The sequence below is a fragment of the Streptomyces sp. NPDC030245 genome (assembly GCF_055572995.1).
Genome location: NZ_JBVICF010000011.1, coordinates 169,952 through 184,458, shown reverse-complemented (window position 1 = coordinate 184,458; position 14,507 = coordinate 169,952). Strand labels below are relative to the sequence as shown.

General features: G+C 72.4%; 13 protein-coding genes. 4 read left to right on the top strand and 9 right to left on the bottom strand.

Annotated features, from left to right (window positions below):
- Positions 1 to 158 precede the first annotated feature (158 nt).
- On the top strand, positions 159 to 902 hold the full coding sequence (locus ACZ4Z4_RS28200; protein WP_468333159.1) for a SigE family RNA polymerase sigma factor: 744 nt from the start codon (positions 159 to 161) through the stop codon (positions 900 to 902).
- Between the two features lie 203 nt (positions 903 to 1,105).
- Here ACZ4Z4_RS28200 and ACZ4Z4_RS28195 read toward each other — a convergent pair whose 3' ends face one another.
- Complete coding sequence (locus tag ACZ4Z4_RS28195; RefSeq protein ID WP_468333156.1) at positions 1,106 to 1,744, bottom strand: uridine kinase family protein; 639 nt, start codon at positions 1,742 to 1,744, stop codon at positions 1,106 to 1,108.
- Positions 1,745 to 1,936: 192 nt separating this feature from the next.
- Here ACZ4Z4_RS28195 and ACZ4Z4_RS28190 point away from each other — a divergent pair, with 192 nt between their 5' ends.
- Positions 1,937 to 2,371 (top strand): hypothetical protein, encoded by a 435-nt coding sequence (locus ACZ4Z4_RS28190; RefSeq protein ID WP_468333153.1) that lies wholly within the window; start codon positions 1,937 to 1,939, stop codon positions 2,369 to 2,371.
- Here ACZ4Z4_RS28190 and ACZ4Z4_RS28185 read toward each other — a convergent pair.
- The gene (locus ACZ4Z4_RS28185) at positions 2,368 to 3,930 is read right to left on the bottom strand and encodes an MDR family MFS transporter (RefSeq protein ID WP_468333150.1); all 1,563 of its coding nucleotides are present in this window, start codon (positions 3,928 to 3,930) and stop codon (positions 2,368 to 2,370) included. The genes ACZ4Z4_RS28190 and ACZ4Z4_RS28185 overlap by 4 nt on opposite strands.
- Before the next feature lie 131 nt (positions 3,931 to 4,061).
- Between ACZ4Z4_RS28185 and ACZ4Z4_RS28180 the strand changes: the two genes are divergently transcribed.
- Positions 4,062 to 4,796, top strand: a complete 735-nt coding sequence (locus tag ACZ4Z4_RS28180) for a TetR/AcrR family transcriptional regulator (RefSeq protein ID WP_468333147.1) — start codon at positions 4,062 to 4,064, stop codon at positions 4,794 to 4,796.
- Between the two features lie 98 nt (positions 4,797 to 4,894).
- On the opposite strand, the gene ACZ4Z4_RS28175 is transcribed toward ACZ4Z4_RS28180, so the two are convergent.
- From ACZ4Z4_RS28175 to deoC, 3 genes are read right to left on the bottom strand one after another with little or no spacing between them, the layout of a single operon-like run.
- Complete coding sequence (locus ACZ4Z4_RS28175) at positions 4,895 to 5,788, bottom strand: aldehyde dehydrogenase family protein (RefSeq protein ID WP_468333144.1); 894 nt, start codon at positions 5,786 to 5,788, stop codon at positions 4,895 to 4,897.
- Entirely contained in the window at positions 5,781 to 7,220 is a 1,440-nt protein-coding gene (locus tag ACZ4Z4_RS28170; protein WP_468333142.1) for an aldehyde dehydrogenase family protein, read from the bottom strand. Before ACZ4Z4_RS28170 ends, ACZ4Z4_RS28175 begins: the two co-directional genes overlap by 8 nt.
- Before the next feature lie 3 nt (positions 7,221 to 7,223).
- A complete protein-coding gene (deoC, locus tag ACZ4Z4_RS28165) occupies positions 7,224 to 8,162 on the bottom strand; it encodes a deoxyribose-phosphate aldolase (RefSeq protein ID WP_468333489.1) in 939 nt (312 codons plus the stop codon).
- Positions 8,163 to 8,278: 116 nt separating this feature from the next.
- Here deoC and ACZ4Z4_RS28160 point away from each other — a divergent pair, with 116 nt between their 5' ends.
- Positions 8,279 to 8,950 (top strand): PH domain-containing protein, encoded by a 672-nt coding sequence (locus tag ACZ4Z4_RS28160; RefSeq protein ID WP_468333139.1) that lies wholly within the window; start codon positions 8,279 to 8,281, stop codon positions 8,948 to 8,950.
- A 132-nt stretch (positions 8,951 to 9,082) separates the two neighbouring features.
- On the opposite strand, the gene ACZ4Z4_RS28155 is transcribed toward ACZ4Z4_RS28160, so the two are convergent.
- The 4 genes from ACZ4Z4_RS28155 to ACZ4Z4_RS28140 form a co-directional block, all read right to left on the bottom strand.
- The gene (locus tag ACZ4Z4_RS28155) at positions 9,083 to 10,336 is read right to left on the bottom strand and encodes a glycosyltransferase family 39 protein (protein WP_468333136.1); all 1,254 of its coding nucleotides are present in this window, start codon (positions 10,334 to 10,336) and stop codon (positions 9,083 to 9,085) included.
- Between the two features lie 194 nt (positions 10,337 to 10,530).
- Positions 10,531 to 12,183, bottom strand: a complete 1,653-nt coding sequence (locus tag ACZ4Z4_RS28150) for a phospho-sugar mutase (RefSeq protein ID WP_468333133.1) — start codon at positions 12,181 to 12,183, stop codon at positions 10,531 to 10,533.
- A gap of 842 nt (positions 12,184 to 13,025) precedes the next feature.
- On the bottom strand, positions 13,026 to 13,850 hold the full coding sequence (locus tag ACZ4Z4_RS28145; protein ID WP_468333130.1) for a purine-nucleoside phosphorylase: 825 nt from the start codon (positions 13,848 to 13,850) through the stop codon (positions 13,026 to 13,028).
- Between the two features lie 103 nt (positions 13,851 to 13,953).
- Complete coding sequence (locus tag ACZ4Z4_RS28140) at positions 13,954 to 14,391, bottom strand: gamma-glutamylcyclotransferase family protein (RefSeq protein ID WP_362998771.1); 438 nt, start codon at positions 14,389 to 14,391, stop codon at positions 13,954 to 13,956.
- Positions 14,392 to 14,507: the final 116 nt, after the last annotated feature.

The window sequence follows — 14,507 nt, the reverse complement described above, 5'->3', positions numbered from 1 at the left end:
GCGGCAGAAGCCCGCACCCACACGTGACCTTCACAGGCGGAAGGCGTCCACGACCCCTGTGACAGGCCTGTGACAGTCGGCGGACACCGTCATGAAGTGGGTCCGGCAGAGTTCTGGTCACACGCAAGAAGCCGGACTCCACCGACGGGGGGCGCGAGATGAATACGCTGCACAGCACCAGCTCAAGCGCAGTTGTCACGCGTCTTCACGACGTCGGGCGGGGATCTGAGAAGTCCGGTGCCGTGAGCGGGCGGGGGTGCGCTCGCGGCACCGGGCGTCAGCACACCGCGTACATGACGGTGGTTGACGGCTGCCAGGGGGGACACGGGGCTCACGGGGGAGCCGCGTACGGGGAGGGACCGGGGGAGCGGAAGTCCCTGTCGGAGGCGGAGTTCACCGCCTACGTCCAGGAGCGCCGCGCCTCCCTGTACGCCACCGCCTACCACCTGACCGGCGACCGCTTCGAGGCCGAGGACCTGCTCCAGAGCGCCCTCTTCTCGACGTACCGGGCGTGGGACAGGATCAGCGACAAGGCCGCGGTCGGGGGCTACCTCCGCCGCACCATGACCAATCTGCACATCAGCGCGTGGCGCCGCCGCAAGCTGAACGAATACCCGACCGAGGAGCTGCCGGAGACGGTGGGCGACACGGACGCGATGCGCGGCACGGAGCTGCGCGCGGTTCTCTGGCAGGCCCTGGCCCGCCTCCCCGAACTGCAACGGACGATGCTCGTGCTCCGCTACTACGAGGGTCGTACGGACCCCGAGATCGCGGACATCCTCGACATCAGCGTGGGCACGGTGAAGTCCAGCATCTGGCGGTCGCTCCGCCGGCTGCGCGAGGACGAGGTCCTCAGCTTCGGCCGTGACCAGGAGGAGTCCTTCGGCGAGTTGGTCGCCTGAGGATCGGAGGGGGACACGGGGGAAGCACGGGGGCCGTCGCTCCGGGGGGACGCGACGGGAGCACGGGGGAAAGCACGGGGGAAACAAGTGGAGGACCGGAAGGCCGGGGGGTCTTTCCGGTCCTTCTGCTTTTCCCGTCTTCCTGCTCTCCCCGTCCTGCCGCTTTTGCGGTCGCTCGCACAGCCGTTTCCCCGGCAGCAGCGTTACGAGGCTCCGGCCTGCGCCTTCGCGCACCGGCCCGCCGCGGCGGCCGCGACCCGGCCCAGCGCCTCGTCCTTCCCGCAGGGGTGCGCCCCCAGCGCGGCCTGCCGGGTCACGATGGCGCGCTCGGCACGCATCAGCCGCCACCCCCGCCGCAGCAGGAACGGCACCGACTTGCGGCCCTCCCGCAGGTCCCGCAGCAGCCGCCGCCGGAAGGTGGTCGAGGGCCGGCCCCGCAGGCAGATCGCGTCGGCGAGCACGTCGAGCTCCCGGCACCGCTCCACGATGTCCGCCGCGAAGATGCCCTCCGCGATGAAGAGCGGCGTGCGCGCGATGTCCAGCACCTCCTGGCCGACGCGCGAACTGGTCGCGATGTCGTACACCGGGACCTTCGTGTGCCCCGTCCGGCACAGCTCCTCGATCGCGGCGACCGCCACGTCCGCGTCCCAGGAGGCCGGGGAGTCCCAGTCGATGTCCGCGCTCCCCGGCACCTGCGGCAGCGTCGGGTCGCCCGCTTCCTTGTAGAAGTCGTCGAGGCACAGGACGGGCAGCCCGGAGCGGGCGGCGAACGACGACTTCCCCGAGCCGGAGGGGCCCGTGAGCAGCACGACGCGGGTCGGTATCGGGAGGTGGGAGCCCAATTCTGTGAACCTTTGCACCTGGGGTGGGCCGCGTCTTCCGACACGGCTCGTCAGCGTGGTCGGGAGTCATTATCAACCGGGAGGCACGGCGCGTGGGCCGTCCGGCGGAGCGGCCTTTGGTACGCACGACGCGACTCGACTACGCTACGTGCTCGCTCGGTCACCAACTACGCACGGATGTGAGCGGTTCCCATGGCGCGACACGCAGCGAACAAGTCCAACGAGTCCTCCCGGGTCCGCTCGCGCGCACTGCTGCGCGCCGGACTCGTCGTCACGGCCGCCGGCGCCGCCCTCGGCGCGGGCGGTGCGGGGGCCGCCGCGGCGGCGGAGGCGGTCCCGCCCGCACCGCGGGCCGGGCAGCCCTCGCCGGTCGGGGGCATCGACACGAAGGCCCCGGTGCAGGCCGTCACGGGGGCGCTCCAGCACACGACCATGAGCGGGCTCGCCCCGGTCGGTGACCTTCAGCTGGACCCGCTGGCCAACACGGGTGTCGACCCGCTCGACAATTCGCTCGGCACGCAGGTCGCGGACTTCGACCAGATGAGCACGGCGGCCGTCACCGGTCCGCTGGCCGATGGCGGTTCCCTGGCCGACGTCCCGGTGGCGGGCGGGCTGCTGCCCCGCTAGGGCCTGTCGGGCCGGGAGCGCAGCGGCACCTCGCGGATCAGCCAGGCGGCCGCGAAGGTGACCGCGCAGAGCACGGCCGTGCCGATCATGACGCCGTGCAGGCCGCTCGTGACCCCGGCCCGGAAGGCGTCCCGCGCCGGGTCGGGAAGGCCGCCGAGCACCGCCGGGGTCAGTTCGTGGCCGCCCGCGAGACGTTCCCCGTCCGGGCCGAGCCGGTCCGTGAGGGTGTCGGTCAGGCGGCCGGTGTGGACCGAGCCGAGCACCGCGACGCCCAGGGAGCCGCCGATGGTGCGCAGCAGCGTGTTCGTGCCGCTCGCCGCCCCCATGTCGCGGAGCTCCGCGCTGTTCATGGTGATCAGCAGCGACGGTTGCAGCAGGCAGCCGAGGCCCGCACCGAGGACGAGGGTCAGCGCGGACGCCACCGCCGTGGCCGTGTCCACGCCGACCACCAGAAGGGCCAGGGCGCCCGCCGTGGCGACGGCGCCGCCCACGATCGGATACGCCCGGTAGCCGCCCCCGGCGCCCACCGCCCGGCCGATGTACAGCTGCGCGCCCATCATCCCCAGCATCAGCGGCAGCAGCAGGAGGCCGCTCTCCGTCGACGACATGCCGCGCACGAACTGCATGTACTGCGGCAGGTAACTGGCCGCGCCCAGCATCGCCGCGCCCGCGAGGAAGGTGAGCAGCTGGGCGAGCGTGAAGTTGCGGTCGCGGAACAGGCGGGGCGGGACCACCGGTTCGGAAGCGCGCCGCTCCACCCGTACGAAGGCGGCGAGCGCGACCGCCGCGAGCAGCGCGAGACCGGTGATCTGCGGGGAGAGCCAGTCGTACGTCGATCCGCCCCACGTCCCGAGCAGCGTCAGCGCCAGGATGCCGGCCGTCAGGAGTGCGGTGCCCGCGTAGTCGATACGGGCCGTGGAGCGCTCGCCGCGCAGCTTGACGAGGCCGCCGACGAGCAGCAGCGCGATGGCGCCGACGGGCACGTTGACGTAGAAGACCCAGCGCCAGTCCAGCTGGTCGGTGAGGAAGCCGCCGAGCAGCGGCCCGCCGACCATCGCGACCGGCAGCAGCACACCGATCATCGACTGCGCGCGCCCGGCCTGCGCGGGCGGGAGCAGCGTCCCGATCAGGGAGAGCGCGCCCACGAAGAGGCCGCCCGCGCCGAGCCCCTGAAGGGCGCGGAACGCGATCAACTGCTCCATGTTCTGGGCGAGTCCGCAGAGCACGGAGCCGACGAGGAAGACCACGATCGACGTCAGATAACTGCCCTTGCGGCCGTACAGGTCGCCGGCCTTGCCCCAGATCGGGGTGGAGACGGCGGTGGTGAGCAGATAGGCCGTCACCACCCAGGAGAAGTGGTCGAGGCCGCCGAGGTCGCCGACGATCGTCGGGAGCGCGGTGCCGACGATCGTGCCGTCGAGCGTCGCCAGGATGATGCCGAGCAGGAGCCCGAGGACGGCGAGGCGTGACGGGAGTTCGGGGGCGCCTGGCTGTTCCGGTTCCGGTTCCGGAGCGGGTGCCGGGACGTGATCTGTGCGTCGGCTCGCGGGCTGGTTCATGGCTTCCCCCGGGGGATTTTCGACGTGGCGGCAGGTGGCAGATGGCAGGCGGCGGGTATGTGTACGGCGTATCTGGCGCGTACAACGTACACATTGATGTGTACGCCGTCTACTGTGGATACGGTGTACGCATGGCCACACAGAAAAAGGGCGAGACCGAAGTCTCGCTCTGGGAGCGCATCGAGCGGCCGGCGGCCACGCAGCGCGCCGCGCTGACGCCCCGGAAGATCGCGGAAGTCGCCGTGAAAGTCGCCGATGCCGAGGGCTTCGCCGCCGTCACCATGCGCCGCCTCGCCACCGAGCTGGGCGTCGCGCCCATGGCCGCGTACCGCCACGTCTCCGGCAAGGACGACCTGTGGGCGCTCATGGTCGACCAGGTGACGGCCGAGATCGTCGTGCCCCCGGAGGTGACCGGCTGGCGCGAGGTGCTGCGCGCGTACGCCGTCGCGAGCAGGCTGCTGATGCTGAACCACCCCTGGCTCGCCCAGCTCCCCACACCGCACTTCGCCCTGACGCCCCACCGGATGGCGATGGCGGAGCGGCAGCTCGCCGCGCTGGAACGGCACGCACCCGACGCCGACACCGCCATGGCGGCCTTCCGCACCGTCGGCGCCTACGTGCACGGCGTCAGCCAGTCGGAGGTGGCGCTGCGCCAGTACATGGAGGAGAACGGCTGGGCCAGCGGCGACGACACGCGCCGGGGGCTCGCGCCGCAGATGACGTACCTGATGGAGACCGGCCGCTATCCGGCCTACCGGCGCTACGCGCTGGCCGCGGGGCGCAAGGACGACGCGGCCTGGCAGTTCGAGACGGGGCTCGACTGCGTCCTCGACGGCATCGCGGTCCGGCTCGGCCTCGCACCCTGAACATGACGGAGCCCCGGCCTCCGGGACGGCGGAGGCCGGGGCTTCGGTGTGCGGCAGTGGCTTCGGTGTGCGCCAGTGGCTTCGGTGTGCGCCAGTGGCTAGTAGGCCGAGCCGGAGGCGCCGAGCGAACCCGTCGGGTGCCAGACCGTCTTGGTCTCCAGGAAGGCCGTCAGACGGTGCGTGCCGGGGTCGGCGGTCCAGTCCGTGTCCACAGGCTGTGGACGCAGGACGCGCTTGAGGTTGTCCGCCGCCGCGATCTCCAGCTCACGGGCGAGCTCGGCGCCCGCGCCGGTCAGGTCGATCGCGTTGACGTCCTGGTGGGCGGCGAGCGGGGCCGCGATCTCGGCGGTCTTCCCGGTGAGGATGTTGACCACACCGCCCGGGACGTCCGAGGTCGCGAGGACCTCGCCCAGCGAGAGGGCGGGCAGCGGCGACTTCTCGGCGGCGACGACGACGGCCGTGTTGCCCGTCGCGATCACCGGGGCGATGACCGAGACCAGGCCGAGGAGCGAGGACTCCTGGGGCGCGAGGACCGCGACCACGCCGGTCGGCTCCGGCGTCGACAGGTTGAAGAACGGGCCCGCGACCGGGTTGGCGCCGCCCACGACCTGGGCGATCTTGTCGGTCCACCCCGCGTACCAGACCCAGCGGTCGATCGCCGCGTCGACCTGGGCGGCGGCCTTCGCCTTGGAGACGCCCTCGGCGTCGGCGACCTCGCGGACGAACTGCTCGCGGCGGCCCTCCAGCATCTCGGCGACGCGGTAGAGGACCTGGCCGCGGTTGTACGCGGTCGCGCCGGCCCAGCCGCCCTGCGCCTTGCGCGCGGCCACCACGGCGTCACGGGCGTCCTTGCGGGACGACAGCGGCGCGTTGGCCAGCCACGTGTTCTTCGTGTCGGTCACCTCGTACACCCGGCCGCTCTCGCTGCGGGGGAACTTGCCCCCCACGTACAGCTTGTAGGTCTTGAAGACGCCAAGTCGTGCGTCAGACATCGAGGTACGCCTCCAGCCCGTGGCGGCCGCCCTCGCGGCCGTGGCCCGACTCCTTGTAGCCGCCGAACGGCGACGTCGGGTCGAACTTGTTGAAAGTGTTGGCCCAGACGACGCCCGCCCGGAGCTTGTTCGCGACCGCGAGGATGCGGGAGCCCTTCTCCGTCCAGATGCCGGCGGAGAGCCCGTACTGCGTGTTGTTGGCCTTGGCGACGGCCTCGTCCGGCGTGCGGAAGGTGAGCACGGACAGGACCGGGCCGAAGATCTCGTCGCGGGCGATGGTGTGCGCCTGCGTCACGTTCGTGAAGAGGGTCGGCGCGAACCAGTAGCCGGACGTGGGGAGCTCGCACGCCGGCGACCAGCGCTCGGCGCCCTCCGCCTCGCCGGTCTCGGCGAGCGCGGTGATGCGGGCCAGCTGCTCGGCGGAGTTGATGGCGCCGATGTCGGTGTTCTTGTCGAGCGGGTCGCCGAGGCGGAGGGTGGCGAGGCGGCGCTTGAGGGCGTCGAGCACCTCGTCCTGGACCGACTCCTGTACGAGGAGGCGCGAGCCCGCGCAGCAGACCTGGCCCTGGTTGAAGAAGATGCCGGTGACGATGCCCTCGACGGCCTGGTCGATGGGGGCGTCGTCGAAGACGATGTTCGCGCCCTTGCCGCCCAGTTCGAGCGTGACCTTCTTGTCGGTGCCCGCGACCTGGCGGGCGATCGCCTTGCCGACGGCGGTGGAGCCGGTGAAGGCCACCTTGTTCACGTCGGGGTGGGCGGTCAGGGCCGCGCCCGCGTCGCCGTACCCGGGGAGGATGTTGACGACGCCCTTGGGCAGGCCCGCCTGGCGGCAGATGTCCGCGAAGAACAGCGCGGAGAGCGGGGTCGTCTCGGCGGGCTTCAGGACGACCGTGTTGCCGGTCGCGAGCGCCGGGGCGATCTTCCAGGCCAGCATCAGGAGCGGGAAGTTCCACGGGATGACCTGGCCCGCGACGCCGAGGGGCGCCGGGTTCTTCCCGAAGCCGGCGTGGTCGAGCTTGTCGGCCCAGCCCGCGTAGTAGAAGAAGTGCGCGGCGACCAGGGGGAGGTCCGCGTCGCGGGTCTCCTTGATCGGCTTGCCGTTGTCCAGCGTCTCCAGGACGGCCAGCTCGCGGCTGCGCTCCTGGATGATCCGGGCGATGCGGAACAGGTACTTGGCGCGCTCGGCGCCCGGCAGCGCCGACCACTTCTCGAAGGCGGCGCGGGCGGCCCGCACCGCGCGGTCGACGTCCGCCTCGCCGGCCTGCGCGACCTCGGAGAGGACCTCCTCGGTGGACGGCGAGACGGTCTTGAAGACCTTGCCGTCGGCGGCCTCGGTGAACTCGCCGTCGATGAACAGGCCGTACGACGGGGCGATGTCGACGACGGAGCGGGACTCCGGCGCGGGTGCGTACTCGAAAGGAGTGGAGGTCATGGGTCAGTCCACCGTCACGTAGTCGGGGCCGGAGTAGCGTCCTGTGGCCAGCTTCTGGCGCTGCATCAGCAGGTCGTTGAGGAGCGACGAGGCGCCGAAGCGGAACCAGTGGTTGTCCAGCCAGTCCGGGCCCGCCGTCTCGTTCACCAGGACGAGGAACTTCACCGCGTCCTTGGTCGAGCGGATGCCGCCCGCGGGCTTCACACCGATCTGCACCCCGGTCTGCGCGCGGAAGTCGCGGACGGCCTCCAGCATGAGCAGGGTGTTGGCCGGGGTGGCGTTGACGCCGACCTTGCCGGTCGAGGTCTTGATGAAGTCGGCGCCGGCGATCATGCCGATCCAGCTGGCGCGCTTGATGTTGTCGTACGTCGAGAGCTCACCGGTCTCGAAGATGACCTTCAGACGGGCGGTGCCGCAGGCCTCCTTCACGGCGCGGATCTGCTCGAACACGGTCATGTAGTCGCCGGAGAGGAAGGCTCCGCGGTCGATGACCATGTCGATCTCGTCGGCGCCGGCCGCGACGGCCTCGCGCACGTCACCGAGCTTCACCTCGATGGCCGCGCGGCCCGCGGGGAAGGCGGTCGCGACGGACGCGACCTGCACGCCGCTGCCCGCGACGGCCTCCTTGGCGGTGGCGACCATGTCCGGATAGACGCAGACGGCGGCCGTCCTCGGAGTCGTACGGTCGGTGGGGTCCGGGTTGACGGCCTTCGCGCCGAGCGCCCGGACCTTGCCCGGGGTGTCGGCGCCTTCCAGGGTCGTCAGGTCGATCATGGAAATGGCCAGGTCGATGGCGTACGCCTTCGCCGTGGTCTTGATCGAACGGGTACCGAGCGAGGCGGCACGCGCCTCCAGGCCGACCGCGTCGACGCCGGGCAGTCCGTGCAGGAAGCGGCGGAGCGTGCTCTCGGACGCGGTCACGTCAGCGAATGCAGTGGGCATGGTCACGAGGGGAGCATATCTACGCGCGTAGCTGCTGTACAGGGGTGGCACCCCCGGGGCTCCACCCGGGCTTCAGGCAGAATCAGGGTATGAGCGACCCTCAGAAGCGTCAGGGTATGAGCGAGCCCGCGGAGTCCGTGGCCGAGCCCGTGGCCGAGCCCGTGGCAGAGCCCGTGGCGGAGCCCGTGTACAAGGACCGTACCTTCCGGTCGCCCGCCGGGATCGCCGGTGGGGTGCTGCTGCTCGCTCTCGGGGCCTGGCTCGGGATCGACGCGGTGGTGCGCGGCGAGGGGCGCACGCCCTGGCTCGCGCTGGCCGGGCTGCTCTTCGCGGTGCCGCTCGTCGTCGCGTTCACCGTGCGGCCCGCCGTGTACGCCAACGACGACCGGCTCCGCGTCCGCAACCCCTTCAGGACCATCACGCTGCCCTGGGCGGCCGTCGCGACGCTCCGCTCCGGCTACTCGAACGAGGTCCTCACCAACGACGGCACCAAGTTCCAGCTCTGGGCCATCCCCGTCTCGCTGCGCGGGCGCAAGAAGGCGGCCCGTCGCCAGTCGCAGGCCGCCGCGTCCGGCGACCCCACGGGCGGCCGCCCCTTCCTCGACCCGCACGCACCGCCCACCCGCGCCTCGGGCGACCAGTCCATGGACGAGCTCCGCGAACTCGCCGAGCAGCGCGCCGACGCGGAGTCCGCGCAGGGCGAGCCGACAGTGCGCTGGGCGTACGAGGTCGTCGCGCCGTGCGTGGCGGGGGCTGTGCTGCTGGGGGTGCTGCTCGCGGTGGGGTGAGGGCTGGGTCGGTTGTGATGCTCGTGGCGGCGTGAGGACTGGGTCGGTTGTGCTGCTCGCGGTGGCGTGAGGGCCGGGCCGGTTGTGTTGGCTGCTCGGCTGCGTCGGCTGTCTCGGCTGTGGCGGCTGTGTCTACGGAGGGCCGTGCCAGCCCAGGAGCATGTGGCCGCCGAACACCGCCGACGTGAGCGCCGCCGCGGCCAGCAGCGTCACCAGTACGTGCGTCCTCGCGCGCGCCAGCGCCACGGCGACCGGCAGCAGCAGCGGGAAGCCCGGCATCAGGAAGCGGGCCCGCGGGAAGTAGACGCCGCTGCTGCCGAGCACGATCAGGAGCAGCAGGCCGCTGAAGACCAGCAGGGGCAGCGGCTGCCGGTCGCCCGCCGACAGGACGAAGAGCACGACCGAGCCCAGCAGGACCGCCGTCACCATCGCCACGAACAGCGCGGGACGCTCGACCAGGAACAGGTCCCGCATCCGCCGCAGCGTCCCGACGCCGCCGTCCCACTCGTTGCGCCACAGCTTCTGTACGGCGAAGTAGCCGTCCCAGCGGCCCAGGCGCAGGCCCACCCAGGCGACGTACGAGAGCCAGCCGAGAGGGGCGACGACGGCGGCCAGGAGCGGCCGGACGGCGAAGGAGCGGCGCAGGGACAGCAGTGCCGTCACGGCCACCGCGGCGGCGAGCGCCACCCCCGTGGGCCGCGTGAGCCCCGCGAGCGCGGCCAGGGAACCCGCCCACAGCCAGCGGCCGCTGAGCACCGCGTACAGCGACCACGCGCAGAGAGCCGTGAACAGGGACTCCGTGTAGCCCATCCACTGCACGAGCGCGACCGGCAGGCTGCCCCAGAGGAGCGCCAGGATCACCCCGGCCCTGCGGCCGTACAGCCGGTCGCCCACCGCGAAGATCCCCCACGCCGCGAGCAGCGAGGCGGCCACCGAGACCGACAGGCCCACCGCGCCGCGCGGCAGCCAGGGGAGCAGCGCGTCGCCCGCCCTGATGAGTGACGGGTACAGCGGGAAGAAGGCGAGGTTGTTCCCGTCGATGCGGGTGCCGAGCTCCTGGGCGTAACCGTCGCTCGCGATCCGCAGGTACCAGTCGCAGTCCCAGGACGCCATGAGCAGATGCCGCACCCCGCGGCCGTCGCGGTGCGCCCACAGGGTGAAGGCGAGGAGGCCGAGTCCGCGTACGGCCGCGTAGGCGGTGAGGGCGGGGGCGGCGTGGCGCAGGGCGCGGCCCAGGCGCGCCGCGTGTGCCGCGGGTCCCCGGGGTGCGGGTGCCGCGCCCTGCGGGCTCCTGGACACGGGTACGCGGGACGGGACGGGGGCGGGAGCGGGGGTCGGAACGGGGGTGGGGGTGGCGGTCGAGGGCTCGGAGGATCCGTACGGCACTGCGGCGGCTCCCGGAACGTGCGGAACGTGAAAGTGCGCTACCGGTCCTCCCTTCCTGGGGGACCGGCAGCGCACCGGGGCACTGCGGCAGTTGCGTCAGCGGAATCACTCGGAGGGGTGGTGCGGCCCCTCCCCGGGGGGAGGGGGTGGGTGGCCCGGCCTCTCGGGGTGTCTGGCTGGGCCGGCGGGGCGCTTCAGATGCCCGCCGCCGACGCGAGGTCGCGCTTGATCGCGGCGAGGGTGTCCGTCGCCCGGGTGCGGGCCGCGGGGAGGTCTGCCCTGGACGACACCGGGACCACCACCTCCAGGTAGCACTTCAGCTTCGGCTCCGTGCCGCTCGGGCGGACGATGACGCGGGCACCGTCGAGGGTGTAGCGCAGGCCGTCCGTGGGCGGCAGCGTCTCCGTACCCTGCGTCAGGTCCTCCGCCTTCGTCACGGGCAGGCCCGCGAGCTCCGTCGGCGGCTGCTCGCGCAGGCGGCGCATCGCATCCGCGATCAGGGACAGGTCCTCCACGCGGACCGACAGCTGGTCGGTGGCGTGCAGGCCGTGCTCCAGGGCCAGGTCGTCGAGGAGGTCGAGGAACGTGCGGTTCTGCTCCTTGAGCTCGGAGGCGAGCTCGGTGAGGACCAGCGCCGCCGTGATGCCGTCCTTGTCGCGTACGCCCTCGGGGTCGACGCAGTAGCCGAGCGCCTCCTCGTAGCCGTAGCGGAGGCCCTCGACGCGGGCGATCCACTTGAAGCCGGTCAGGGTCTCCTCGTAGGGGAGGCCCGCGTGTTCGGCGATACGGCCGAGGAGGGAGGAGGAGACGATCGACTCGGCGAAGGTGCCGTGCGCTCCGCGCTTGACCAGGTGCGAGGCGAGGAGTGCGCCCACCTCGTCGCCGCGGAGCATCCGCCAATCCGCCTCGCCGGGACCCGTCTTGACCGCCGCCGCGCAGCGGTCCGCGTCCGGGTCGTTGGCGATGATCAGGTCCGGGGCGGGGGTGGTGCGGGCCGCCGTCGCGAAGGCCAGGTCCATCGCGCCCGGCTCCTCCGGGTTCGGGAACGCGACCGTGGGGAAGTCCGGGTCCGGCTCCGCCTGCTCGGCGACGAGTGTCGGGGCCGGGAAGCCGGCGCGGGCGAAGGCGGCGAGGAGGGTGTCCTTGCCGACGCCGTGCATCGCCGTGTAGACGACGCGGGCGGTGCGGGGGGAGCCGGGGGCGAGAACGGCGTCCGTGCGGGCCAGGTAGGCGTCCAGGACGGCGTCGTCGAGGGTCTCCCAGCCGGCCTCGGGGCGGGGGACGTCGTCGAGGCTCGCGACGGCGTCGATCTGCGCCGCGATCTCCGCGTCGGCGGGCGGCACGATCTGGGAGCCGTCGCCCAGGTACACCTTGTAGCCGTTGTCGCGCGGGGGGTTGTGGCTGGCCGTCACCTCCACGCCCGCCACCGCGCCGAGGTGCCTTATGGCGAAGGCGAGGACGGGGGTGGGGAGGGGGCGGGGGAGGACGGCGGCGCGCAGGCCAGCGCCGGTCATCACGGCGGCGGTGTCGCGGGCGAAGTCGGCGGACTTGTGGCGGGCGTCGTAGCCGATGACGACGAGGCCGTCGGTCCGGCCCTTCGCCTTGAGGTACGCGGCGAGGCCGGCGGCGGCGCGGATCACCACGGAGCGGTTCATCCGCATGGGGCCGGCGCCGAGTTCGCCGCGGAGGCCGGCGGTGCCGAACTGGAGGGTGCCGGCGAAGCGTGCGGTCAGCTCGTCGACGTCCTGGGCGTCGATGAGCTTGCCGAGCTCCTCGCGGGTCTCGGGGTCCGGGTCCTCGGCCTGCCAGGCCTGGGCCCGCGCGATGAGTTCAGAGGTGTCCTGCACGATTTCTTCAGCCTCTCGTGTCGCTCGTGTCGCTCGTGTGCGTGTTGTCTGGCGGGGCGCGGTGGGCGGGTGCGGGTTTGCGCCTACTGCTCGCTTATGGGGCGGGGCCGCGGGGGTATGTGCGTACTCGCCATCCCTGCGCCGCGCCTCAAGTCCAAAGGCGCCAGTGTGTGCTCGGTGCTCCGTTCGCACATACCCCCACGTCCCCTCCGGCGCGCTTGCGGCTGCGGCCCGGTGGGGTGCATGGCCCTCGGCCGGGCCGGTGATCGCCCGTGTGCCGGTGCCGGTGCCGGTGCCGGTGCTGGTGCTGGTGCCGGTACGTGCTTCGTGTCGCCGGACGGTGCCGCGCCGGCCGAGGACAAGACAAGGACCCACCTCGCGAGTCGAACGCCACGCCACGCCACGCTGCCGCCTCCTCTGGTCCCACCGAAGCCCCACCCCCAAACCGACCTGCCCCCACTCCAGCAGAACGTCACGGGGCACACTCCCTCACCCGCCCCTACTCCAGCAGAACGTCACGGGGCACCCCCCGCCTCTACTCCCGCAGGACGGCGCGGGTCACCCCCACCCACCCGCCCCTACCTCCGCAGGACGTCGCGGGGCAAACGGGTGGGTGGGTGGGATACATCCGCCGCGAAGCGGCGGGCTTGGTGCTCCTACTCCCGCAGGACGGCGCAGGGAACCCCGGCCGACCCGCCCCTACCCCCGCAGGACGTCGCGGGGCAAACGGGTGGGTGGGTGGGAAACATCCGCCGCGGAGCGGCGGGGCTGGTGGGGTGCCCGACGGAGGCGGTGCGGAGGGGGCTCCGGGGCCCGGCCCCCGGTCAAGGCGCCCCCGCCCGTCAGATGCGGTTGAGGACCTTGCCGAGGAGCTCGCCCATGCGGGTCGCGCTGTCGCGGCCCGCCTGGAGGACCTCCTCGTGGTTGAGGGGCTCGCCCGTCATGCCCGCGGCGAGGTTCGTGACCAGGGAGATGCCGAGGACCTCCGCGCCCGCCTCGCGCGCGGCGATGGCCTCGAGGACCGTGGACATGCCGACCAGGTCCGCACCGATCGTGCGGGCCATGCGGATCTCCGCAGGGGTCTCGTAGTGCGGGCCGGGGAACTGCGCGTACACGCCCTCTTCGAGGGAGGGGTCGATCTCCTTGCACAGGGCGCGCAGCCGCGGCGAGTACAGGTCCGTGAGGTCGACGAAGTTTGCGCCGATGATCGGGGACGTCGCCGTCAGGTTGAGGTGGTCGCTGATCAGCACCGGCTGGCCGGGGCGCATGCCCTCGCGCAGGCCGCCGCAGCCGTTGGTCAGCACGATGGTCTTGCAGCCGGCGGCCACGGCGGTGCGCACGCCGTGCGAGACGGCGGCCACGCCACGGCCCTCGTAGTAGTGGGTGCGGCCCAGGAAGACCAGGGCGCGCTTGTCGCCGATCTTGAAGGAGCGGATGCGGCCGCCGTGCCCCTCGACCGCCGGCGGCGGGAAGCCGGGCAGCTCGGTGACGGCGAAGTCGGCCTCGGGCTCGCCCAGCGCGTCGACGGCCGGCGCCCAGCCGGAGCCCATCACGAGCGCGACGTCGTGGGTCTCGGCGCCCGTCAGCTCACGCAGGCGCGCGGCGGCGGCGTCGGCGGAGGCGTAGGGGTCGCCCTGGATGTCGTCCGGAATAACTGAAGCGTTCACGCGGACGAGAGTAGCCGTTTATGGCCTACGCGCGTAGATGACGATGCTCACGGGATTCCGATCGTTGTCTTGTCGTTTCCGACGAGGGCGACGGACGGTGTCGTCAGCAGGGGCGTTTGCGGAGTTCCATCACGTAGTCGTGGGGGGCTCCGGCCGATTCGGCGGCGTCCGCCAGTTCGCCCAGGTAGCGTGCCGAGGGGAGCCCGCCCTCGTAACCGTTGAGTACGTACACCCAGGCCGGCTCCTCGCCCTCCAGCGTGTGCACGCGGACCCGCATGCGCCGGTAGATGTCGAGCCCGACGCCTTCCCAGCGGTCCATGGAGTCCTCGTCCATGGGGGCGATGTCGTAGAGCGTCACGAAGACCTGGGAGCGGGGGGCCTCGACGAGGGTGGCGAGCGCGCCTTCCCAGCCCATGTGCTCCCCGCCGAAGGTGAGCCGCCAGCCGTTCAGCCAGCCGGTCGCGCGCAGCGGTGAGTGCGGGGCGCGGCGTGACATGAGCCGCGGATCCAGATTGCCGGCGTACGCGGCGTAGAGCGACATGACGTCGAGGGTACGGCAGCAATCAAGTACGCCCCTCCTGAAGAGGCAGGACCGCCCGGACGGGGGGTCCTCGCACGGACGGAGGGCCCCGGCGCGTGACCACCTTGAAGCGTGCG